This window comes from Micromonospora coxensis, from assembly GCF_900090295.1.
Lineage (GTDB): Bacteria > Actinomycetota > Actinomycetes > Mycobacteriales > Micromonosporaceae > Micromonospora > Micromonospora coxensis.
In genome coordinates, this window is the sequence record NZ_LT607753.1 from 1,688,048 (window position 1) to 1,710,609 (window position 22,562).

General features: G+C 73.5%; 19 protein-coding genes. 6 read left to right on the forward strand and 13 right to left on the reverse strand.

Annotation, left to right across the window (positions count from 1 at the left end):
* Positions 1 to 167: 167 nt before the first annotated feature.
* Complete coding sequence (mraZ, locus tag GA0070614_RS07405) at positions 168 to 599, reverse strand: division/cell wall cluster transcriptional repressor MraZ (protein WP_088975250.1); 432 nt, start codon at positions 597 to 599, stop codon at positions 168 to 170.
* 357 nt (positions 600 to 956) lie between these two features.
* Between mraZ and GA0070614_RS07410 the strand changes: the two genes are divergently transcribed.
* The 3 genes from GA0070614_RS07410 to GA0070614_RS07420 are packed head-to-tail and all read left to right on the forward strand — an operon-like array spanning position 957 to position 3,608.
* Positions 957 to 2,204 (forward strand): MurT ligase domain-containing protein, encoded by a 1,248-nt coding sequence (locus GA0070614_RS07410; protein ID WP_088979298.1) that lies wholly within the window; start codon positions 957 to 959, stop codon positions 2,202 to 2,204.
* The gene (locus GA0070614_RS07415; RefSeq protein WP_088975251.1) at positions 2,194 to 2,916 is read left to right on the forward strand and encodes a type 1 glutamine amidotransferase; all 723 of its coding nucleotides are present in this window, start codon (positions 2,194 to 2,196) and stop codon (positions 2,914 to 2,916) included. Before GA0070614_RS07410 ends, GA0070614_RS07415 begins: the two co-directional genes overlap by 11 nt.
* Positions 2,913 to 3,608, forward strand: a complete 696-nt coding sequence (locus GA0070614_RS07420; protein ID WP_088975252.1) for a TVP38/TMEM64 family protein — start codon at positions 2,913 to 2,915, stop codon at positions 3,606 to 3,608. Before GA0070614_RS07415 ends, GA0070614_RS07420 begins: the two co-directional genes overlap by 4 nt.
* Positions 3,609 to 3,793: 185 nt before the next feature.
* On the opposite strand, the gene leuS is transcribed toward GA0070614_RS07420, so the two are convergent.
* From leuS to GA0070614_RS07475, 11 genes are all read right to left on the reverse strand, one after another.
* Positions 3,794 to 6,634 carry a leucine--tRNA ligase gene (gene leuS / locus GA0070614_RS07425; RefSeq protein ID WP_088975253.1) on the reverse strand — a complete coding sequence of 947 codons (2,841 nt, stop codon included), beginning with the start codon at positions 6,632 to 6,634 and terminating at the stop codon, positions 3,794 to 3,796.
* A 198-nt stretch (positions 6,635 to 6,832) separates the two neighbouring features.
* On the reverse strand, positions 6,833 to 7,246 hold the full coding sequence (gene mnhG, locus GA0070614_RS07430) for a monovalent cation/H(+) antiporter subunit G (RefSeq protein WP_088975254.1): 414 nt from the start codon (positions 7,244 to 7,246) through the stop codon (positions 6,833 to 6,835).
* A complete protein-coding gene (locus tag GA0070614_RS07435; RefSeq protein WP_088975255.1) occupies positions 7,243 to 7,500 on the reverse strand; it encodes a monovalent cation/H+ antiporter complex subunit F in 258 nt (85 codons plus the stop codon). Before GA0070614_RS07435 ends, mnhG begins: the two co-directional genes overlap by 4 nt.
* 4 nt (positions 7,501 to 7,504) lie before the next feature.
* The gene (locus GA0070614_RS07440; RefSeq protein WP_088975256.1) at positions 7,505 to 7,912 is read right to left on the reverse strand and encodes a Na+/H+ antiporter subunit E; all 408 of its coding nucleotides are present in this window, start codon (positions 7,910 to 7,912) and stop codon (positions 7,505 to 7,507) included.
* A complete protein-coding gene (locus tag GA0070614_RS07445; RefSeq protein ID WP_088975257.1) occupies positions 7,909 to 9,375 on the reverse strand; it encodes a monovalent cation/H+ antiporter subunit D family protein in 1,467 nt (488 codons plus the stop codon). The genes GA0070614_RS07440 and GA0070614_RS07445 overlap by 4 nt, the downstream gene beginning before the upstream one ends.
* Positions 9,372 to 9,746, reverse strand: a complete 375-nt coding sequence (locus tag GA0070614_RS07450; RefSeq protein ID WP_088975258.1) for a sodium:proton antiporter — start codon at positions 9,744 to 9,746, stop codon at positions 9,372 to 9,374. The genes GA0070614_RS07445 and GA0070614_RS07450 overlap by 4 nt, the downstream gene beginning before the upstream one ends.
* Complete coding sequence (mbhE, locus tag GA0070614_RS07455) at positions 9,743 to 12,478, reverse strand: hydrogen gas-evolving membrane-bound hydrogenase subunit E (RefSeq protein ID WP_088975259.1); 2,736 nt, start codon at positions 12,476 to 12,478, stop codon at positions 9,743 to 9,745. Before mbhE ends, GA0070614_RS07450 begins: the two co-directional genes overlap by 4 nt.
* A gap of 12 nt (positions 12,479 to 12,490) precedes the next feature.
* Positions 12,491 to 14,146, reverse strand: coding sequence for a gamma-glutamyltransferase (gene ggt / locus GA0070614_RS07460; RefSeq protein WP_088975260.1), 1,656 nt, complete (start codon positions 14,144 to 14,146; stop codon positions 12,491 to 12,493).
* A 1-nt stretch (position 14,147) separates the two neighbouring features.
* A complete protein-coding gene (locus GA0070614_RS07465; RefSeq protein WP_088975261.1) occupies positions 14,148 to 14,960 on the reverse strand; it encodes a cysteine hydrolase family protein in 813 nt (270 codons plus the stop codon).
* Between the two features lie 3 nt (positions 14,961 to 14,963).
* On the reverse strand, positions 14,964 to 15,149 hold the full coding sequence (locus GA0070614_RS07470; RefSeq protein WP_088975262.1) for a hypothetical protein: 186 nt from the start codon (positions 15,147 to 15,149) through the stop codon (positions 14,964 to 14,966).
* A gap of 15 nt (positions 15,150 to 15,164) precedes the next feature.
* Positions 15,165 to 16,784 carry an L-lactate permease gene (locus GA0070614_RS07475; protein WP_088975263.1) on the reverse strand — a complete coding sequence of 540 codons (1,620 nt, stop codon included), beginning with the start codon at positions 16,782 to 16,784 and terminating at the stop codon, positions 15,165 to 15,167.
* Between the two features lie 244 nt (positions 16,785 to 17,028).
* Between GA0070614_RS07475 and GA0070614_RS07480 the strand changes: the two genes are divergently transcribed.
* Genes GA0070614_RS07480 through GA0070614_RS07490 form a run of 3 tightly spaced genes read left to right on the forward strand, consistent with a single transcriptional unit; the run spans position 17,029 to position 21,872 of the window.
* On the forward strand, positions 17,029 to 18,087 hold the full coding sequence (locus GA0070614_RS07480) for an AAA family ATPase (RefSeq protein ID WP_088975264.1): 1,059 nt from the start codon (positions 17,029 to 17,031) through the stop codon (positions 18,085 to 18,087).
* Position 18,088: 1 nt separating this feature from the next.
* Entirely contained in the window at positions 18,089 to 19,387 is a 1,299-nt protein-coding gene (locus GA0070614_RS07485) for a DUF58 domain-containing protein (protein ID WP_088975265.1), read from the forward strand.
* Positions 19,388 to 19,403: 16 nt separating this feature from the next.
* Positions 19,404 to 21,872 carry a transglutaminase TgpA family protein gene (locus tag GA0070614_RS07490; RefSeq protein WP_088975266.1) on the forward strand — a complete coding sequence of 823 codons (2,469 nt, stop codon included), beginning with the start codon at positions 19,404 to 19,406 and terminating at the stop codon, positions 21,870 to 21,872.
* A 264-nt stretch (positions 21,873 to 22,136) separates the two neighbouring features.
* Here GA0070614_RS07490 and GA0070614_RS07495 read toward each other — a convergent pair whose 3' ends face one another.
* A complete protein-coding gene (locus tag GA0070614_RS07495) occupies positions 22,137 to 22,532 on the reverse strand; it encodes a DUF3040 domain-containing protein (RefSeq protein WP_088975267.1) in 396 nt (131 codons plus the stop codon).
* Positions 22,533 to 22,562: the final 30 nt, after the last annotated feature.

A 22,562-nucleotide genomic window follows, 5' to 3' on the forward strand; every position in this document is an offset into this window, starting at 1 on the left:
GTCCGTCGGACGACGCCGTGCCGTCGTACCGCCAGATCCCCATCCGCTCCCGTTTCACCCCCGGGCCGCGGCCCCGGAGAGGAGATCGTGCGCCTGGCACCGGGGAAGGGGTGCCAGGAACTCGAAAGCGGCTGGAGATCTCGCAGTACGTCGGGCGTCGCCACGCCCTACAGACCGCCGGGCAGCACCCCCTCCTCGATGTCGGCGAAGTCGTCTTCGCTCTCGGCGAGGTAGTTCTCCCAGGCCGCCTTGTCCCAGATCTCCACCCGGGTGCTCGCCCCGATCACCACCAGCTCCCGGTCGAGCGCGGCGTACGACCGGAGGTGGGCCGGGATGGTGACCCGTCCCTGCTTGTCGGGGACCTCGTCGTGCGCGCTGGCGAAGAAGACCCGGCTGTAGGCCCGGGCCGCCTTGTTGGTCATCGGTTGCGCGCGCAACTGGTCCGCGATCCGCTGGAACTCGGGCGTGGGGAAGACGTAGAGGCAGCGGTCCTGCCCTTTGGTGATCACGACACCCCCCGCCAGTTCGTCCCGGAACTTCGCCGGAAGGATCAACCGGCCTTTGTCGTCCAGGCGCGGGGTGTGGGTGCCGAGGAACATCGGCCCTACCCCCTCGCCCTTTTAGCGGCGTTCGCGTCGCCGCTGACCCCCCGGGCCGGTGGGCCCTCCCGGCCTCACCATCGGGCCCCACTCTACTCCACTTCCCTCCACCTGCAACCAGAATCGCCCGCGTGGCGCGCCGTCGACGCGGGCAAAAGCGCACGTCAAACGGGGTGGAGCGGAGTGGAGGGCCGGAGCGCCCCCGGCGGCGCGTCCACTACCCGACATTGATCGACTCCGTCCGGCGGAGCGCGGTCCGGCCGGACGCCCGGGTGACCCCGGCCGAACGGTTCGCCGTCGGCGGCGATCTGGGGGGCGTGCGGGTCCGGTAACCTCGCTGCCGTGACGGACGCGAAGATGCCCCTGCGGGCGAAGGTGGCCAGCTCCGTGTCGCGGACGGCCGCGGCGCTGTCGCGCGCCGCCGGTCGGGGCGACGGCTCGGTGATCGGCGGCTGGATCGGCCTGAAGATCGACCCGGACCTGCTTGCCCACCTCTCCGCCGGCCGCGCCATCGCGCTGATCTCCGGCACCAACGGAAAGACCACCACCACCCGGCTCGCCGCCGCCGCCGTGGGCGTCCTCGGCCGGGTCGCCACCAACTCCTTCGGCGCCAACATGCCGACCGGCCACACCTCCGCGCTGGCCAAGGCGGGCAGCACCCCGTACGCGGTGCTGGAGGTGGACGAGCACTACCTCGCGCAGGTGCTGGAGGCCACCGAGCCGCACGTGGTGGCGCTGCTCAACCTCTCCCGCGACCAGCTGGACCGGGCCAAGGAGGTGGCCATGATGGCGCAGCTCTGGCGCGCCGCGCTGGTCCGGCACGCCGACGTCCGGGTGGTCGCCAACGCCGACGACCCGATGGTGGTCTGGGCCGCCACCCCGCCGGCCGACCCGGCGCGCGGGGTCAACGCCCCGCACGTCACCTGGTTCAGCGCCGGTCAGCGCTGGCACGACGACTCCTGGGTCTGCCCGGAGTGCGGCTCCACCATCCAGCGCTCAGGAGAGCAGTGGTGGTGCACCGGCTGCCCGCTGCGCCGCCCCGAGCCGCACTGGACGGTGGAGGACGACGGCGTCCTCGACCCCACCGGCGCCTGGCACAAGGTGAGCCTGCAGCTCCCCGGCAAGGTCAACGTCGGCAACGCGGCCACCGCGCTGGCCGTCGCCGCCGAGTTCGGGGTACGCCCCGTCGACGCGGTCTCCCGGCTCGGGACGGTCACCTCGGTCGCCGGCCGGTACGCCCAGGTCGTCCGGGACGGGCGCAACATCCGGCTGCTGCTGGCGAAGAACCCGGCCAGCTGGCTGGAGGCGTTCGACATGGCCGACGAGGCCCCGACACTGCTCTCCATCAACGCCCGTGACCCCGACGGCCTGGACACCTCCTGGCTCTTCGACGTCGACTTCGCCCCGCTGCGCGGCCGGCAGGTGCTCATCACCGGCGACCGGGCCTACGACCTGGCGGTCCGGCTGGAGATCAACGACGTGCCGTTCCAGCACGTGCGCACCTTCGACGAGGCGGTCCGGACGGTCCCGCCGGGCCGGCTGGAGGTCATCGCCAATTACACCGCCTTCCAGGACATCCGAGCGGAGTTGGACCGTGTCAACTGAGAGCCTGCGCATCGTCTGGATCTACCCCGACCTGCTCTCCACCTACGGCGACCGGGGCAACGTGCTGATCCTGGCCCGCCGGGCGCAGCGCCGCGGGATGCCGGTCGAGGTGCTGGAGGTCCGCTCCGACCAGCGGCTGCCCGCCACCGCCGACATCTACCTCATCGGCGGCGGCGAGGACGGCCCCCAGGCGCTCGGCGCGCAGCGGCTGCTCGCCGACGGTGGCCTGCACCGGGCGGTGGCCCAGGGGTCGGTCGTCTTCGGTGTCTGCGCCGGCTACCAGCTCCTCGGCACCTCCTTCTTCGCCAAGGGCACCAAGTGCGCCGGCCTGGAGCTGCTGGACCTCTCCTCCGACCGGGGCCCCGCCCGGGCCGTCGGCGAGCTGGCCGGCGACGTCGACCCGCGGCTGGGCATCCCGGCGCTGTCCGGGTTCGAGAACCACGGCGGGCGCACCCACCTCGGTCCGGGCGTCTCGCCGCTGGCCCGGGTCACCGCCGGCGTGGGCAACGACGGGGCCACCGAGGGCGCGTGGCGGGGCAAGCTGCTCGGCACGTACTCGCACGGGCCGGCGCTGGCCCGCAACCCGGCCCTGGCCGACCTGCTGCTGCGCTGGGCGACCGGCGCGCACCAGCTCCCCCCGCTGGACGACACCTGGGCCGACCGGCTCCGCTCGGAGCGCCGCGCCGCGGTGGCCGCCGCCGCCCGGGCATGATCCCCGCCGTCCGGCGGCTGCTCGGGCAGCCGTCGGCACGTCGGTTCGCCCTGCTGCTGCTCCTGCTCGCCGGGTTCGGGGTGCTGCTGCTGGTGGTGCCCCGCCCGGACCCGCGCGCCCTGCCGGACCTCGCCGACACCCTGGGCGGGTACGCCCCGGCGGTGGCCGTGCTGACCGGGGCGCTGCTGCTGGTCGCGCTGGTCCCCCGGACCTTCGTCACGCTCGCCTCCGGCGCGATCTTCGGCGCCCTGGAAGGGGCCGCGTACGCCTTGGGCGCGGCGCTGCTCGCGGCGGCGCTGGGCTTCGCGGTCGGCCGGGTGCTGGGCCGGGAGTTCGTCGCGGAACGGGTCCGCGGCCGGCTGGCCCGCCTCGACGGCTGGTTCGCCCGGCAGAGCGTGCTCGGGGTGATCACCGTACGGCTGCTGCCGATCTCCGGGTACGGCCTGATCAGCTACGGCTACGGCACCACCGGGGCCCGGGTGCTGCCGTTCCTCGTCGGCAGCGTGATCGCCTCCGCGCCGACCGCGTTCGGCTACGCCGCCGTCGGCGCGGCGGTCACCTCGCCGGGTGAGGTCAACTGGCTCGCCGTCGCCCCCGCCAGCCTCGGGCTGATCGCCAGCGCGGTGCTGGTGCACCGCTGGTGGCGGGCCGAACGGCAGCGCCGGCTCGACATCACCGACCCGCACCTCTGACACCGGCCGGTCCGCCCCGCCACGTCCCGACACCGGCGCGTCCCGACCGCGAGGAGCAGCCCGGACACGGCCCGGGAACAGCCTGGGAACGGTCGCGGCGCCTTCTGGCAGGAGTGCCGCCGACCGATGGGGAGGGAGCCCCCGGGGCGGGTCCCGGTCGGGACCCGCCCCGGGGGCCGCACCGCTCAGACGACGACCGAGACCATCCGGCCCTTCACCACGATGACCTTGCGCGGCTCCTTGCCGGCCAGCGCACCGGCCACCGCCTCCAGCGCCGCCGTGCGCACGTCGTCCTCGGCGGCGTCGGCGGCCACCTCGATCCGGCCGCGCACCTTGCCGTTGACCTGCACCGGATAGGTGACCGTCTCGGCCACCAGCAGCGCCGGATCGGCGGTCGGGAAGTCCGCGTACGCCAGCGAGGTGTCGTGGCCCAGCCGCCGCCACAGCTCCTCGGCGACGTGCGGGGCGAACGGCGCCAGCATCAGCACCAGCGGCTCGGCCACCTCGCGCGGCGTCTCCGACAGCCGGGTGATCGCGTTGGTCAGCTCGATCAGCTTGGCGATCGCGGTGTTGAACCGGATGCCCTCCATGTCGGCGCGGACCCCGTCGACCACCTTGTGCAGCAGCCGACGGGTCGCCTCGTCGGCCGGCGCGTCGGTGACCCGCAGCGCGCCGGTCTGCTCGTCGACGACCGCCCGCCAGACCCGCTGCAGGAACCGGTACGACCCGACGACCGCCCGGGTCTCCCACGGGCGGGACACCTCCAGCGGGCCCATCGACATCTCGTACACCCGGAAGGTGTCCGCGCCGTACGCCGCGCACATCTCGTCCGGGGTGACGACGTTCTTCAGGGACTTGCCCATCTTGCCGTACTCGCGGTTGACCGCGGTGTCGCCCAGGTAGAAGCCGCCGTCGCGCTCGGTCACGTCCTCGGCGGGCACGTACGCGCCCCGCGCGTCGGTGTACGCGTACGCCTGGATCATGCCCTGGTTGAACAGCTTGCGGAACGGCTCGAAGCTCGACACGTGGCCCAGGTCGTACAGCACCTTGTGCCAGAACCGGGCGTACAGCAGGTGCAGCACGGCGTGCTCGGCCCCGCCGACGTACAGGTCGGTGCCGCCGCAGTCGCCCTCGCCGCGCGGACCCATCCAGTACCGCTCGTTCTCCGCGTCGACGAAGCGCTCGGCGTTGGTCGGGTCCAGGTAGCGCAGCTCGTACCAGCAGGAGCCGGCCCACTGCGGCATCACGTTGGTCTCCCGGGTGTACCGCTTCGGGCCGTCACCCAGGTCCAGCTCCACCTCGACCCAGTCGCGCCGGCGCGACAGCGGGGTCTCCGGGTTGCTGTCGGCGTCGTCCGGGTCGAACGTCTTCGGCGAGAAGTCGTCCACCTCGGGCAGCTCGACCGGCAGCATCTGCTCGGGCAGCGCGATGGCGGCCCCGGTCTCGTCGTACACGATCGGGAACGGCTCGCCCCAGTAGCGCTGCCGGGAGAACAGCCAGTCGCGCAGCCGGTAGGTGACCGCGCCGCTGCCGTGGCCGTTGGCCTCCAGCCACTCGATGATGCGGGCCTTGGCCTCGGCGACCCCCAGGCCGTTCAGGTCCAGGCCGCGCTCGGGCGCGGCGCTGTTGACCGCCGGGCCGTCCCCGGTGTACGCCTTGCCGTCGAAGCCGTCCGGCGGCTGCACGGTCCGCACGATCGGCAGGTCGAAGACCTCGGCGAACGCCCAGTCCCGCTCGTCCTGGGCGGGGACCGCCATGATCGCGCCGGTGCCGTAGCCGGCCAGGACGTAGTCGGCGATGAAGATCGGGACCTGTCCCCCGGTCACCGGGTTGGTGGCGTACGCGCCGACGAAGACACCGGTCTTCTCCCTGGTGTCGGCCTGCCGCTCCATGTCGGTCTTGGCCGCCGCCGCCTTCCGGTACGCCTCGACCGCCGCGCGCGGGCTGGCGTGCCCGCCGGTCCAGGCGTCCCGGGTCCCCTCCGGCCAGGCCGCCGGGACCAGCACGTCGACCAGCTCGTGCTCGGGGGCCAGCACCATGTAGGTGGCGCCGAAGACGGTGTCCGGCCGGGTCGTGAACACCCGCACCGGCCCGGCGGCGGTCGGGAAGTCGATGTGCGCGCCGGTGGAGCGGCCGATCCAGTTGCGCTGCATCAGCTTGATCGGCTCGGGCCAGTCCAGGGTGTCCAGGTCGTCCAGCAGCCGGTCACCGTACGCGGTGATCCGCATCATCCACTGCTTCAGGTTGCGCTTGAAGACCGGGTAGTTGCCCCGCTCGGAGCGGCCGTCGGCGGTGACCTCCTCGTTGGCCAGCACGGTGCCCAGCCCGGGGCACCAGTTGACCGGCGCCTGCGAGACGTACGCCAGCCGGTGGTCGTCGACGATCGCCCGCCGCTCGGCCACGGTCAGCTCGGCCCAGGGGCGGCCGTCCGGGGTGGGCCGGGTGCCCCCCTCGAACTCGGCGATCAGCTCGGCGACCGGCCGGGCCTTCTTCGCCGCGGTGTCGTACCAGGAGTTGAAGACCTGCAGGAAGATCCACTGCGTCCAGCGGTAGAAGTCGGTGTCGATGGTGGCCACCGAGCGCCGCTCGTCGTGGGCCAGGCCCAGCCGGCGCAGCTGCGCCTTGTACCGCTCGATGTTCGCCACGGTGGTGGTGCGGGGGTGGGTGCCGGTCTGCACCGCGTACTGCTCGGCGGGCAGGCCGAACGCGTCGAAGCCCATCGCGTGCAGCACGTTGCGCCCGGCCATCCGCTGGTAGCGGGCGAAGCAGTCGGTGCCGATGTAGCCCAGCGGGTGCCCGACGTGCAGGCCGGCGCCCGACGGGTAGGGGAACATGTCCAGCACGTACAGCTTCTCCGCGCCGGCGCGCGGGTGCCGCGGGTCGGCCAGCGGACCGGTCGGGTTGGGGGCGTGGAAGGTGCCCTCGCGCGCCCAGGCGTCCTGCCAGCGCCGCTCGATCTCGTCGGCCAGGGCGGCCGTGTACCGGAACGGTGGCACGTCACTGGCCGGTGCGGCTGCCTCACTCATGGCGTCTCTCCTCGATCCGCTGTTCGTCGTACCGCGGGATGCGGGTCGGTCTCGTCCGGCAGGCACAAAAAAGCCCCTCGCGCAGGAGGGGCGGCCGTGCTGTCGCAGGTCAGTGCGTCAGCACGGCTCGGTAAGAAGCAGACCGGCCACGGACATGTCCCGCAGTCTACCGCCGGCCGGAACACGACGGGTACACGGTTACCCACCCGTGGACCCGCCGCCCGCCGTGCCGCCCGCCCTGCCGCCCGCCCTGCCGCCCGGCGGGTCGCTCCCGGGGCCGGCGCCGAACCCGGCGTCGGCGAGATCGTCGTACCGGGTCACCGGGGCCAGTGGGCTGCCCGCCCGGTAGGACGCCACGGCGAGCGCGTAGCCACCCACCGGCGCGCTGACCAGTTGCAGTCCGATGGCCACGGCGACCACCACCGCGCTGCGCGCGTCGAACACCAGCACCAGCACCCCCAGCAGGACGCACACCACGCCCAGACTCGCCGCCTTGGCCACGGCGTTCATCCGGTTGTAGACGTCCGGCAGTCGCAGCAGGCCCAGGGCGCTGACCGCGATCAGGCCGGCCCCCACCAGCAGCAGGACCGCCGCCAGCACGGTACGCATCAGCGGGACCGCCGGTGCACCAGGCGGGCCAGGGCGACCGTGGCCAGGAAGGCCACCAGGGTGCCGGTCAGCACCAGGTCCAGCAGGGCCGGGAAGTCCAGCCGGGCGGCCAGTACGGCCATCGCGGCCAGGACGACGAAGAAGCCCAGATCCAGGGCCGCCGCCCGGTCCGCGTCCGTCGGGCCGACGGCCAGCCGCCAGATCACCGGCAGCGCCGACAGCGCGAGCACGGCGAGCACCACGTCGAGCAGGATCACGCCCTCACCTCCCGTCCGGGTCGCCGGCCGCGGGCGCCGGTCCGGCCGGCCGCCGGCCGACGGGGCGCACGGCCGACAGCAGATTGCGCTGGAGTTCGACGATCTGGCGACGGAACCCGTCCGGATCGTCGGCGTACATGCCGTGCACGAAGAGCACCGGCGGGCTCGTCCGGACCGCCACCGTGAGGGTGCCCGGGGTCAGCCCGACGCAGAGCGCCGTCAGCACCACCTCGGTACTGCTCGCCCCGGGCAGCGGCACCCGGACGATCGCCGGGCACAGCCGCCAGCCCGGGGTCAGGATCTCCCGGGCGACGACCAGGTTGGCCACCACCAGGCGGGCGGCGAACCACCCGAGGAAGCGCAGGATCCGCCCGGTACGCACCACCGCTCGTCGCCCGACGTCCGCGCTCACCGTCCGTTCACCGCCCGTAGGTAGGCGGCGGGATCGAGCAGACCGGCCGCCGCCGTGTCGGCCAGCCCGAGCAGGGGCTGCGCCACCGGCCCGAGCAGCAACGACACCACCGCCAGGGTCAACGCCGGCAGCACCACCCGGGCCGGCAGGCGGACCGCCCCCACCCCGTCCGGTCCGGAGGGCTGTCCCCAGAACGCGGCACCCCAGATCTTGAGCATCGAGGCCAGCGTGAGCAGGCTGACGCCGACGGCCACCGTCACCGCGACCCAGTGCCCGGCGTCGCCGACCGCCCGGATCAGCAGGAACTTCGCCACGAACCCGGAGAACGGCGGGAGCCCGGCCAGGGATAGCGCGGCGCCGGCGAAGGCCAGGGCCAGCAGCGGACGGAGGGTGGCCAGGCCGCCGAGCCGGTCCAGCCGGTCGGTCCGGTGACCGGTGTGCACCGCGGCGGCGCAGAGGAACAACGCCGCCTTCACCAGGATGTACTGCGCCAGGTAGAAGACGGCCGCGGCGAGGCTCGCGGCGGTGAACAGGGCCAGCCCCAGCAGGACGTACCCGATCTGGCTGACCATGTGGAAGGTGAGCACCCGCCGCATCGTCGCCTCCCCGAGCGCGCCGAGCACCCCCACCACCATGCTGAGCAGCGCGGCCGTGGCGATCACCCAGTGGTACGCCGGATCGCCGTCGTACACGACGGCGTAGATCCGGATCAGGGCGTAGAGGCCGACCTTGGTGAGCAGCCCGGAGAAGAGCGCCAGCACCACCGGCGACGCCTCGGGGTAGGTCCTGGGCAGCCAGTCGTGCCACGGTACGACGGCGCTCTTGACCGCCAGCGCCAGCAGCACGACGCCCGCGGCCACGCCCACCGTGGGCGAGGTACGCGCCGCGGCGGCCAGGTCGCCGAAACGCACCGAGCCGGTCACCCCGTAGACCAGACCGACCCCGGCCAGCAGGATCGTCGAGGCGAGCAGGTTCATCGCCACGTACACCCGGGCGGCGCCGAGCCGGTCGGCGCCGCCGCCGCGCGCGACGAGCACGTAGGACGGCACCAGCATGACCTCGACCAGCACGAACAGGTTGAACAGGTCGGCGGTGAGGAACACGCCGTAGGCACCGGCCGACAGCACGAGCACCAGTGGCACGAACAGCGGATCGTGGTCGTCGCCGGATACGGCGGTCGTGGCGAGGCAGGCCAGCACCACCAGCGCGCAGACGGTGACCAGCAGCGCGCTGAACGCGTCGGCGGCGAAGCCGATCGCCACCAGCGGAGGCCAGCCGCCGATCCGCTCGGCCAGCACCGTTCCGTCGCGGGTGACCACCAGCAGCACCACTGCCCAGGCCAGCACGGCGGCGGTCACGGCGAGACCGGCCACCCGGTGTGCCGTACGTCGTCGCGGTGCGGCGAGCAGCAGCGCGGCGGTCAGCAGCGGGCCGGCGAGCGGCAGCACCAGCAGCCGGCTCACCGCGCTCCCCGCCCCTCGCGACCGTCGTCACCGTCGCCGCCCTCGGCGGCCGAGCGTCCGTCGGCGGTCTCCTCCGCGCCACCGTCGCCGGCCGGGACGTCCGCTCCGAGCAGCCCGAGCAGGTAGAGCGTGATACCGAAGCTGATCACGATGGCGGTGAGCGCGAACGCCTGCGGCAGCGGGTCCGCGGTCTGCTCGCCGGCGCCGTCGAAGGCGGGTGTCCGCCGGTCCAGCCCGCCGGCGGAGAGCAGCAGGACGTTGACCGCGTGCCCGAGCAGGACGAAACCGAGGATCACCCGGAGCTGGCCGCGCTGGAGCAGCAGGTGGACCGCGGCGGCCACCAGCACGCCCACGGCGACGGCGGCGGTCACCGCCGCTCTCCCGTCACGGCCGCCGAGGTCGGCACGTCGAGCCGGCGGACCGCCGCCACGATCAGCGCGAGCACGATCAGGTAGACCCCGAGGTCGAACAGCAGACTGGTGGAGAAGGGCAGGGCCGCCCCGCCGGGCAGGCCGGCCTTGCCGAGGCTGAGGAACGGCCTGCCCAGCGGCAGGGCGGCCAGCCCCACACCGACGCAGAGCAGTAGCCCGGCCACCAGCAGGGGCCGGGTGCGCAGCCGGCCGAGCAGGGGCGTCGCGGTGCCGGCGTACGCGAGGTGACCCAGCCCGACGGCGGTCCCGGCCAGCAGGGCGCCGATGAAGCCGCCACCGATCTCCTCGTGCCCGCGGACGAAGAGGAAGCCCGACACCACCAGCATCACCGGGGCGAGCAGCCGGTGGGCGAACACGAGCACCGGGTCGGCGGCGGGGGCAGGGCCCCGCTCCGGCGGGGTGAACCGGTCGGCGAGCGAGACCAGCCCGAGAGCCACGACGGCCAGGACCACCGACTCGCCGAGGGTGTCCAGCGCCCGGAACTCCACCAGGATGGTGTTGACCACGTTGCTCCCGCCGGTGGTCGGCCCCGCCTCGGCCAGCAGGTACCGGCCGGGTGCCGACAACTCACGCCGACCGGTCAACGCCGCGGTGCCGGCCGCCGCGGCCAGCCCGGTCGCACCGGCCAGCACCGCGCCGGCCAGCACGGCGCGCCGGGAGCCGCGCGGGGGTAGTCGCGGCTCCCGGCGGCGCAGCACCAGCATCACCACGATGGTGGTGAGCACCTCGACCAGCAGCAGCGTCAACGCGACGTCGGGCGCCCCGGCGGTGACGAACCAGACGGACAGCACCAGGCCGACCGTGCCGGTGAGGCCGACCGCGCCCAGTGCCGAGCGCACCGTGACCAGTCCGGCCAGGGTCACCACGAGCAGGAGCAGCAGCACCGCGTCGCCGGGGCGGGTCGCCTCGCGCACCGGCGGCGGCAGCGGGCCGAGGGCGACCGCGGCCACCACGGCCAGCACCGGCACGGCCAGCACCGGCCGGAGCAGGAACGCCGCCGGTCCGGCGGCCCGCGCCGGTCGGGCGACCGGGGCGCCGAGGTGCAGCAACCGGACGCGACCGGCCTCGAACCGGACGGCGAAGGGCGTCGTGGTGGGCAGGTGACGCAGCAGCCGGTCGGCCCGGGCGCGGAACAGGAAGAGCAGGGTACCGAGCAGAACGGTGAGCGCGGAGAGTCCGAGGGCCACGGTGAAGCCGTGCCAGAACGCCAGGTACGGCGGTTCCCCCTGGGGGCGGGCGTCGTTCGCGGCGCGCTGCACGACAGGACTGAGCAGGGTGACGGACGGTCCCAGCACGGCGGCCAGGATCGCGGCCACCGCGGCGGGCGCGACGAAGGAGCGCCGCGGGGCGCGTAGTCCCGGTTGGCGCAGCGGGCCGGTGAAGACACCGTGGACCAGTCGGGCCGCGTACGCGAAGGTCAGCACCGCGGCCAGCACCCCGAGCCCGGCCGCCAGCTGACCGGACCAGGGCACGTGGTGCGCCTCGACGAGGGCCTCGAAGATCGCCTCCTTGCCGACGAACCCGATCGTCGGCGGCAGACCGGCCATGGTGGCGGCGGCGAGGGCGGTGAACAGGGCTGTCGAGGGCATGACCCGATGCAGTCCGGACAGCTCCCGGATGTCCCGGCTGCCGGCCTCGTGGTCGATGATGCCGACCAGCATGAACAACGTCGCCTTGAACAGCGCGTGGGCGACGGTGTAGAGGATGGCCGCCGCGTCCGAGGCGGGGGTGCCCACCCCGACGACACCGACGATCAGCCCGAGCTGGCTCACCGTGGAGTACGCCAGCAGCGCCTTGAGGTCGTACTGGCGCAACGCCAGGAAGGCGCCGAGCACGGCGGTCAGCAGGCCGACCGTGAGCAGCGTCAGGTCCCACCCGGGGTGGCCGCCGAACAGGGCGGAGAACCGCATCAGCAGGTAGACGCCGGCCTTGACCATGGTGGCCGCGTGCAGGTAGGCGCTGACCGGGGTGATGGCGACCATGGCGCCGGGCAGCCAGAAGTGGAACGGCGCCTGCGCGGACTTGGTGAAGGCCGCGACCAGCACCAGCGCGCCGGCCGCCCAGGCCGGTCCACCGTCCAGCCGCTGCGGTTCGGCGAGGATGCGGCCGAGGTCGCTGGTGCCGAGGTCGAGGGTGAGGATCACGACCGCGACCAGCAGGGCCAGGCCGCCGCCCGAGGTGACCAGCAGCGCCCGTACCGCCGGTGGACCGGCGGCCGGCCGGCCCTGCCCGATCAGCACGAAGGACAGCACCGACGTCAGTTCCCAGAAGACGAACAGGACCAGCAGGTCGTTGGCGAGGACCAGGCCGAGCATGGCGGTGGCGAAGAGGGTCAGCAGCAGGTACGTCCGGGTGTGCGACTCCTGGCGACCGAGGTAGCGCGGACAGTACGCCATGATGAGGGCGCCCACGCCGAGCACCAGCAGGGCGAACACGAGGGCGAGCGCGTCCATCCGCAGGGCGGCCGAGACGTCCAGCGAGGGCAGCCACCGCCAGTCGACCGTCACCGTCTCGTCGGCGAGGATCACCGGCAGCGCCACCAGCAGCAGCCCGGCCGTCGCCAGGAATCCGGCGGCCAGCGGGTACCCGGCGTCGCGGCCCAGCCGGCGGGTGAGCAGGGGTACGCAGGCCGCGAGCGCGACCTGCCAGACGAGGACGACCGCCAGGATCATTACGGGCGGCGGTCAGTAGCCGAGGGCGGCGCCGTCGCCGCGCGGGTCGGCGCCGGCCTCCAGGAGCCCTCGTTCGGCGTCGATGCGGATGGCGTGGGCGTGGCCCATGTTGTCGTCCCAGTTGGGCAGCATCCGCACCGGCTGCCGGCGCCGTTGCAGCTCCCGGGCGACCTCGTCACCGATCCGACCCTCCAGGGAGAGATCCTTGACCGTGGTTCCCCAGGTATGCCCCATGAGCCAGCGCGGCGCCTCGATGGCCTGCTGGACGTCGTACCCGAAGTCGATCAGACGGGTCAGCAGGGCGGCGTGGGTCTGCGGTTGGCCCTCCCCGCCCATGCTGCCGAAGGCGAGCCAGGGCCGCCCGTCCCGGCAGACGAGCCCCGGGATGAGGGTGTGGAAGGTCCGCTTCCCGGGTTCCATCCGGTTGGGATGGGTCTCGTCGAGGGAGAAGAACGAACCGCGGTTCTGGGGGATGATCCCGGTGTCACCGGCGATCATCGCGCTACCGAAGTCGTGGTAGATGGACTGGATGGCGGAGACCGCCAGCCCGTCCCGGTCCACTGCGGTGAATGCGCAGGTGTCACCGCCCGGTGGGCGGCGGTGCGTCTGCGGGGAGTACCGCAGACCCGGCTCCACCTCGTCCATCACCATGGCCCGGTCGGGTCGGATCAGGGCGCGGCGGCGGGCCGCGTACTCCTTGTCGAGCAGGCTGGGCAGCGGGATGTCCACCCAGTGCCGGTCGGTCAGCCACTCGTCCCGGTCGGCGAAGGCGAGCTTCACCGCCTCGGCGAGGTGGTGGTAGTAGTCGGGCGTGCCGTCGCCCCAGGCCGCCACGTCGAAGCCCTCGACCAGGTTGAGGATCTGCAGGGCGGCGAAGCCCTGAGTGTTGGGACGCAGCTCGTACACCGTGTGGCCGCGGTAGTCGGTGCTGATCGGCTCCTCCCACTGCGCGTGGTAGGCAACCAGGTCGTCGGGGCGCAGGGGGGATCCGCCGACCGCCAACGCCCGGCAGAAGCGCCGCCCGAGGTCGCCCTCGTAGAAGCCGGCGCGGGCGCCGTGTGCGGCAATGGCCTCGAGCGAGGCGGCCAGCTCCGGCTGGCGCAACCGGTCCCCCTCGCGCAGCGCCCGTCCGTCGGGTACGAACTGCCGGGTGCTCTCCTCCCCGGACAGCAGCTCGAGGTCCTCGACCAGCCAGTCGCTGAGCGAGCGGGACACCGGCACCCCGTGCCGGGCGTAGTGCACCGCGTCGTCGAAGAGGTCGGCCCAGGCGAGCCGGCCGTGCCGCTCGTGGGCCAGCCGCCAGCCGTCCACGGCGCCCGGCACGGTCAGCGCGGACAGTGCTCCCCGTACCGGCACCTGCTCGGTGTGGCCGCGCTCGGCGTACCAGTCTCGGGTCGCCGTGGCGGCGGCCGGGCCGGAGGCGTTGAGCGCCTGGACCGGGCCGTCCGGACCGGCGATCAGCCAGAATCCGTCCCCGCCGAGGCCCGCCATGTGCGGGTACACGACGCAGAGCAGCGTGTTGACCGCGATGGCCGCGTCGACCGCGCTGCCACCGCGGCGCAGCACGGCCAGCCCGGCGCCGCTGGCGAGCACGTGTGGCGAGGAGACCGCGCCGCGGTCGGCTCGGGTCGGTGGTCGGCCGGTTCGGGGTCCGTGCGGCGCGGTCATCTCAGCCCTCTCCCGGGTACGGTGACGGATCGGCGAACGCGTCGGTGGTGGTGACGAACCCCCAGCACTGCTTGGTGTTGAACACCACGGCGTCCTTGCAGTAGGCGGGGCTGGAGGTGGCGGTGGCATCGGCGATGAGCACCGGGTTGTAGTCGCGGAAGTAGGCGTCCTCCAGCGTGGTGCTGACGCACTGGTCGGCGTTGACGCCACACACGAAGAGGGTCTGGATGCCCTGGGTGCGCAGCACCTGGTCGAGGTGGGTGCCGTAGAAACCGCTCATCCGCACCTTCTCCACCCGGATGTCGTCGTCGGTGATGTGGTCCTGCAGTTCGTCGACCATCCGCGCGCCCCAGGAGCCGGCGGTGAGCACCTGGCCGTGCTCCAGTTCCTCGCCGATACCCGGCTGGTCCCGCCGGTGCTTGAAGGAGTGCAGCGTGGGGGCCCCGAGGTTGCGCAGGTCGGGACGGTTGTGCCAGTAGATCCAGATGACGAACATGCCGTGCCGGCGGGCTGCCGTGACGGCCCGCCGCACACCGGGGATCGCCGCCCGGCACGCCTCGTGATCGAGCCCGGAGCGCTGAGTCCACCCACCGGGCGCGCAGAAGTCGTTCTGCATGTCCACCACCGCCAGCGCGCCCCGGTCGAGGTTGTCGACGAACGGGAGCAGCTCCGCCTCGAAGCGGACCAGTTTCCCCTCGGTGTGGTGGGGTGACAGGTGGACGAAGTCCTCGTACAGGTGCCACCGGTCGGCGCTGGCGCCAAGTTGGACTCCGCCGTCGCCGGTGTCGGCGTAGATCTTTCGGAAGCGCGGCACCGGTCAGTCCTTCCCTTCGTCGCCGCGGGGCACGAACCGCAGCGCCACGGGGATGACCCCGGCCACGGCGACCAGGGCCAGACCGGCCCACCACAACGGTGGGACATCCGCCTCGGTGCCGGCGCTGAGCGCCGGCAGCGCGACGAGGCACAGCACCATGGCCAGCAACAGCCAGCGCAGGTCGTTCACGGCAGCTCCCTTCCGTCAGACGAAGACCAGGGTCAGCAGACCGATCACCACCGCGGCGGCCACCGTCCAGGGCAGCGTCTTGCGCAGCACCGCGCCCTCCTGCCCGACGATGCCGGCGGTGCCGGTGCCGAGGACGATGTTGGCCGGAGCGACGGCGTTGCCGATCGCGCCACCGGCGCTCTGGGCGGCGACGACGGCGTTGCCGGAGAGTCCGGTGCCGGTGGCGACGCCCTGCTGGAGCTGGGCGAAGAGCACGTTGGAGGCGGTGTTGCTGGAGGTCATGAACGCCCCGATCAAGCCGATGATGTTGGCCAGGAAGGCGTAGACGAGCGGCGGGGACACCTGCTCCAGGCCCTGGGCCAGCACGTCGGTCTGGCCCGAGTGCTCCATCACGGCGGCGAGCACCAGGAACGACAGGATGGCGACCGAGGCCGGGGTGGCGTCGCCGGCCAGGCTCGACCAGATCGGCTGGCCGCCCTCCCGCTGCCGCTGCCGGGCGAAGAAGCCGCGTGCCCGGTAGACCAGCCAGGTGACCAGTACCGCGACGGCCAGCGATAGACCCGGGTGGGTGAACGGGGCGATCGGCGAGTACGGTCGCTCACCCTCGTTCACCACGTCGTATCCGGTGTCCGCCCCGGGGAAGGGCGGCCCGAACTCGACCTGGTCGAGCAGGTTCACCACCGGCGGCACCGCGAGGGTGAGGACGGCCACCAGGGTCAGCACGGCGTACGGCAGCAGCGCCCAGCCGAGGCCCATGACGGGTTCGTTCTCCTCCTCGTCCCCCTCACCGGCGTCGTCGCGCATGGCGGGACGTTCCCGAACGTCGCGGGCCGGCTCGCGGTAGCGGGACCAGCGCGACAGCGGATAGAGCGCCACCAGCGCGACGGTGCTGGCGAGGAAGGCGGACAGCAGCGGCTCCCAGTACATGATCACGAGCTGGAGCCCGGCGTGCAGCGCCGAGATGATCAGGATCAGCGGCCAGGCGACCCGGACCCCCCGTGCCCTCCCGGCCATCCACGCGATGGTGACCCCGGCCATCAGCGTCACCGGGGCGAGCAGCACCGCGGTGATCAGCGCGGTGCCCAGCTCATCGTCCAGGTCGACCACCTGCAACGTGGCGATCCAGCCGACCGCCAGGGTGCCGAACATGTTGGCCCAGGCGTGCCCGATCAGCGGAATGGCCACCGCGTAGATGGGACGTACCCCGATCGCCAGCAGCAGCGGCGCCACGATGGCGATCGGCGCGCCGAAGCCGGCGATGCCCTGCATGAAGGAGGCGAACACCCAGCCGAAGCCGAGGACCAGGAACACGTGGTTACGGCTGTACCGGGACAGGCCACGGCGCAGCGCGTCGAATGCACCGGCGGCGGTGCCCACCCGGTACAGCAGCAGCGCCGGCCAGATCACCAGCAGGATGAACACCGCGTCCCAGACGCCCTTGCCGGCGCCCACGGCGAGGGTCTCGAAGGGCGTACGGAAGAAGACCAGCGCGACCACGGCGGCCAGGAACATGCCGACGGGGCCGGCCTCGGGAGCCTTCCAGCGCAGCACCGCCAGCAGGACCAGCAGGACCACGATCGGACTGAATGCCAACAGCCAGTAACCGAGGTTGATCGGCAGAGCCGAGTCCGTCATGTTCGCTCCCGTCCGGATCAGACGCCGCGTCTACCCGATGAGCAGGGACGCATGCGTCCCCCGACCGGCGAAATTTCCGGGCGTAACCGACGGACTACCTGCGGGGGTCGGCGACAGCGGTAAACATGGTTAGCCTGAGAGGCCAGTGAGATTTCTGCGGCAGACGTGGCTCGGCGTCGCGAACCCAACGGCGGGTCCAGGTGCTCTTTACAGAGCTGCCGTTCCGGCGACGAGGAGGAGGCCCGTGACACAACAGACCTGGGACGAGGTGGGCGGCCTGCTGCCGCACGACGAGTTCCGCGCCGCCAGCGAAGCCATCGTGGCCAACATCGAGCAGGTCATCGAAGGCAAGACCGCGACCGTGCGCCTCGCCCTGGCCGTCCTGCTCGCCGAGGGTCACCTGTTGATCGAGGACGTCCCGGGCGTCGGCAAGACGAAGCTGGCCAAGGCCCTGGCCCGCTCCATCGACTGCTCGGTGCGCCGGATCCAGTTCACCCCCGACCTGCTGCCCAGCGACGTCACCGGGGTCAGCGTCTACAACCAGGAGACGCACGACTTCGAGTTCCGCCCGGGCGCGGTCTTCGCCAACCTGGTCGTCGGCGACGAGATCAACCGGGCCTCGCCGAAGACCCAGTCCGCGCTGCTGGAGTGCATGGAGGAGCGGCAGGTCACCGTCGACGGCGTGACGTACCAGCTCCAGACGCCGTTCATGGTGATCGCCACCCAGAACCCGATTGAGATGGAGGGCACCTACCCCCTCCCCGAGGCCCAGCGCGACCGGTTCACCGCGCGGATCGCGATGGGCTACCCGGGCCCGGAGGCCGAGCTCGCCATGCTGGACGGCCACGGCGCCGCCGACCCGTTGCAGGAGCTGCGGCCGGTCTCCGACGCCGACACCGTGCGCCGGCTGATCGCCACGGTCCGCCAGGTGCACGTCGCCGACGCCGTCAAGCAGTACGCCGTCGACCTGGTCACCGCCACCCGGGAGTCGCCCGAGCTGCGCCTCGGCGCGTCCCCGCGGTCCACCCTGCAACTGCTGCGCACCGCCCGCGCGGTGGCGGCGCTGGAGGGGCGCGACTACGTCCTCCCGGACGACCTGCAGGCCCTCGCGGTGCCGGTGCTGGCGCACCGGATCATTCCGACCGCCGACGCCCAGCTCGCCCGGCGCACCACCGACGCGATCGTCTCCGAGCTGGTGCACCGGCTGGCGCTGCCGCAGGACCGCAAGCGCACCCCGTACGACGCGTCCCGGCCCGCCTACCCCGGCAACGGTCGTCCGCCGTTCGAGCCGCGGAGGCCGTGACGTGCGCGACGGGCTGCGCGGTCTGACCACCCGCGGCCGCTCGTTCCTGGCGGCCGCGGTCGCGGCGGCGGTCTCCGCCGGCATCCTCGGGGAGAAGGACCTGCTGCGGGTGGCGGTGCTGCTGGCCGCCCTGCCGCTGCTCGCCGCGCTGTACGTCGGGCGCAGCCGCTACAAGCTCGCCTGCAACCGGTCGCTGGAGCCGCACCGGGTGCCGGTCGGGGCCAGCTCCCGGGTCGTGCTGCGCCTGCAGAACATGTCCCGGCTGCCCACCGGCACCCTGCTGCTGGAGGACCGGCTGCCGTACGCGCTGGGCAGCCGGCCCCGGGTGGTGCTGGAGCGGCTCGGCGCGCACCAGGCCAGCTCGGTGGCGTACACCGTGCGCGCCGACGTGCGCGGCCGGTACGAGGTGGGCCCGCTGGTGGTCCGGATGACCGACCCGTTCGGGCTCTGCGAGCTGACCCGGGCCTTCCCCAGCACCGACCACCTGACGGTGATCCCGCAGGTCACCCCGTTGCCGGCGGTCCGCCTGCCGGGTGAGTACGCCGGCAGCGGCGACAGCCGGGCCCGGTCGGTGGCGGTGCACGGCGAGGACGACGCCGCCACCCGGGAGTACCGGATGGGCGACGACCTGCGCCGGGTGCACTGGAAGTCGACCGCCCGCACCGGCGAGCTGATGGTGCGGCGCGAGGAGCAGCCCTGGGAGAGCCGGGCCACCGTGGTGCTCGACACCCGCGCGTACGGCCACCGCGGCGACGGCCCGACGGCCAGCTTCGAGTGGGCGGTCACCGCCGCCGCGAGCGTCGCCGTGCACCTGCGGCAGTCGGGCTACAAGCTGCGCCTGGTCACCGGCTCCGGGGTGGACGTCGACGCCACCGAGGCGGCCGGCGACGGCGTGCTCCTCGATCACCTGGCCGACGTCCGGCTCGACCAGCGCGGCGACGTCGCGACCCTGGTGCAGCGGGTCCGCCAGCGCGCCGACGGCGGACTGATCATCGCGCTGCTCGGGTCGCTGGGCACGGCCGAGGCCGAGCTGCTGTCCGGCCTGCGCGGCAACGGCGCGACGTGTGTGGGCTTCCTGATCGACAGCAGCACCTGGCTGAACCTGCCGGAGAAGGCCCGCGCCGAGTCCGAACGCGCCCACGGCGCCGCCGCGCTCGCCCTGTTGCAGGGCGGCTGGCGGGTGATCGGGGTCGACCACGGCGGCCGGCTGCCGGCGCTGTGGCCGCAGGCGGCCCGCGGTTCGCAGGGGTTCGCCCTGCGGGCGGCCATGGCCGAGACGGTCGCCGGCGTCGTCCGGTGACAGGGAGGGTGAGATCGTGATCGCGTCCCGGAACCTCGGCTTCGTGGCCGCCGCGGCGACACTGCTCGCCGCGGCGCCACTGTCGTCGATCTTCCAGCGGTGGACCTGGCTGATCCAGGCCGCCATCGCGGTGGCCGTGGTGGCCGGCGTGGCCGCGCTGGCCCGACTGCTGCGCGCCCCGGTCTGGGGACAGGCGCTGGCCATGCTGGGCGGCCTGCTGCTGGCGTTGACCTGGCTCTTCCCCGGCGGCACCGAACTGGTCGCGGTCATCCCCACCCCCGCCACCCTGGCCCACTTCGGCGAGCTGGTGCAGGGCTCGGTGCAGGACATGCGCTCGTACGGCGTGAAGGTGCCGGACACCACCCCGCTGCTGTTCATCACCGTGCTCGGGGTGGGCGCCGTGGCCGTGCTGGTCGACCTGCTGGCGGTGGGACTGCGCCGCCCGGCGCTGGCCGGCCTGCCGATGCTGGCGATCTACTCGGTGCCGGTCGCGGTCTACGTGGACAGCGTGCCGGCGGTGCCGTTCGTCGTCGGCGCCTGCGGCTACCTCTGGCTGCTGGTCACCGACAACGTGGAGCGGGTACGCCGCTTCGGTCGCCGGTTCACCGGCGAGGGGCGCGACGTCGACGTCTGGGAGGCGTCCCCGCTGGCCGCCGCCGGCCGCCGGCTGGCGGTGGTGGGCGTGGCGCTGGCGGTGGCCGTGCCGCTGGCCGTGCCGGGGATGACCGGCGGGCTGCTCGACCAGTTCAACACCGCCGGCGACGGCACCGGCAACGGACGGCCCGGGCAGGGCGGGAGCCCCGGCCGGATCGACCTGTTCGCCGCGCTCAGCGGGCAGCTCAACCAGTCCGAGGTGGCCGAGATGGTCAAGGTCACCACCACCGAGTCCAGCCCGTTCTACCTGCGCTTCGGGGTCGCCGACGAACTGCGTCCGGACGGCTTCCGGGTACGTCCGCCCAACGGCCGGCGGGTCGACCGGGACCTGCCCGAGGTGCCCGCGCGTCAGGGCGTCGAGCAGCAGCGCCACCGGGCGACCGTGGAGGTCAGCCGCAACCTGACCATGCCGCTGGTGCCGGTCTACTCCGATCCGGTCGGCGTGGACGGCCTCAGCGGCAACTGGCTCTACGACCAGAACCTCGGCGTCGTCTTCTCCAACCGGGACAACTCCCGGGGCAAGCGCTACTCCTTCGAGTACGTCCGGTCGACGTACAGCCCGGCGGCGCTGCGCCGCGCGCCCTCCCTGCCGGCCGAGCACCCGATCGCCGTCCAGCAGACCCGCCGGCCGGCGGTGCAGCAGGTGGACCTGCTGGTGTCCCGGCTGATCGAGGGAAAACGCACCGACTACGACAAGGTGCGGGCGATCTACGACTACTTCTCCCGGGACAACGGCTTCAGCTACTCGCTGAGCACCAAGGGCGGCACCAGCGGCCAGGAGATCGTCGACTTCCTCACCAACAAGGTCGGCTTCTGCCAGCAGTACGCGGCGGCGATGGCCTGGCTGGTGCGCTCCGCCGGCATCCCGGCCCGGGTGGCGTTCGGGTTCACCAACGGCACCGGCGCCGGGGACGGCGCCTGGGTGCTGACCAACCGCAACCTGCACGCCTGGACGGAGGTCTACTTCGACCAGATGGGCTGGGTGCCGTTCGACCCCACCCCCGCGTACGCCGTGCAGGGCGCGAACCGCTCGGCCTGGGCCCCGGACAGCGACGCCCCGGACCCGGAGCCGTCGAGCACCTCCGCGCCGGGGGCCACCCCGGACGACCCGGGCGCCACCGCCGGGCCGGACCGGCAGGACCCGGCCGACCGGGAGGTCGACGAGGGCTTCGACCCGGTCACCGGCGCTCCGGTACGTCGTACCCCCACCTGGCCGTGGTGGACGGCGGGCGGGGTGCTGGCGCTGCTCGCCCTGCTCTCCGTGCCGGCGCTGCGCCGGGTGACGCTGCGCCGCCGACGGCACGTCCGGCCCGCCCCGGCGGCGGTGACGGCGGCCGGTTCCGGCGACGCCGCCGGCCCGGAGGCGACCGGCATGGTCGTGCTCGGCGCGGACCGGGACCGTGCCCGGGCCGACGCCCACGCGGCGTGGGACGAACTGCTGGACACCCTGGTCGACTTCCGGGTCCGCGTCGACCGGACGGAGACGCCCCGGGCGACCGCGGAGCGCCTGGTCCGGGACGCCCTGGCCGACGACGCGACCTCGACGGCGGCGGTACGGCTGCTCGGCCGCGCGGAGGAGCGGGCCCGCTACGCCCGCGACCCGCTCACCGGCGAGCCGCTGCACCCGGCCCTGACCTCGGTACGCGGGGCGCTCGCCGCCCGGTCCGACCGGCGTACCCGGCTGCTGGCCGCCCTGCTGCCGCCGTCGGTGCTGCTGCGCTGGCGGCTGGCCGTCGCGGATCGCTCCTCGTCGCTGGTGGCACGGGGTGGACAGGCCCGGTACCGGCTGGCCCGGTGGAGCCCGCGCCGCCTGCTGGCCCGCCGCGCCTGACCCGCCGACCCGCCGACCCGTCGAGATCACGCTGCGTCCTGGGTGTGGTGGCCTCCGCCTCGCGGACCACCACCACATCCAGGACGTGGCGCCGCTCACCGTGCACCGCGCCGAGCCCGGCGGACGGGGCGGGGCGGGGCGGGAGCGAGAAACGGCCGGGGGCCGGGTGCGGACAGGGTGGTACGACGGTGGTGGCCGGATCAGGTCCGGCACCTACCGCCGTCGTGGTGACGCCGGCCCGCCCTCAGCGGCGGGCGACGACGGTCAGCGATGTCCCTCCGGGCGCTGACGCCACCGGTCCTCCATGCGGTCCAGCAGTGACGGCCGTCGACCCGCGCGCCCGCGTGGACGACGACGACTGGTCGTGCCACCCACCACGTGCAGGTCGGGTGACTGCGCCCTGCGCTGCGACTGCACCGCGTAGCCCAACGCGGCCAGCATGACGACGAAGCCCGCCACGGCCAGTGGCGGAGTCTTGATCACCGCGCCGTAGACCAACAGGGCCAGGCCGACGACGACCACGCCGGCAGCGACGAGCAGGCGACGCCGCGCGTGGAAGCGCGGATCGCTGGCGCGCACGGCCGAGGCGAATTTGGGGTCCTCGGCAAGCGACCGCTCGATCTGCTCGAACAGCCGCTGCTCGTGCTCCGAGAGCGGCACGGCACTCCTCCCCGGTCACGTTGGTCGGCC

Bases quoted from the DNA above. Each gene is read 5' to 3' on its own strand.
- mraZ (WP_088975250.1), bottom strand. From the start codon at position 599: ATGTTCCTCGGCACCCACACCCCGCGCCTGGACGACAAAGGCCGGTTG.
- GA0070614_RS07410 (WP_088979298.1), top strand. From the start codon at position 957: ATGCCCCTGCGGGCGAAGGTGGCCAGCTCCGTGTCGCGGACGGCCGCG.
- GA0070614_RS07420 (WP_088975252.1), top strand. From the start codon at position 2,913: ATGATCCCCGCCGTCCGGCGGCTGCTCGGGCAGCCGTCGGCACGTCGG.
- leuS (WP_088975253.1), bottom strand. From the start codon at position 6,634: ATGAGTGAGGCAGCCGCACCGGCCAGTGACGTGCCACCGTTCCGGTAC.
- mbhE (WP_088975259.1), bottom strand. From the start codon at position 12,478: ATGATCCTGGCGGTCGTCCTCGTCTGGCAGGTCGCGCTCGCGGCCTGC.
- ggt (WP_088975260.1), bottom strand. From the start codon at position 14,146: ATGACCGCGCCGCACGGACCCCGAACCGGCCGACCACCGACCCGAGCC.
- GA0070614_RS07475 (WP_088975263.1), bottom strand. From the start codon at position 16,784: ATGACGGACTCGGCTCTGCCGATCAACCTCGGTTACTGGCTGTTGGCA.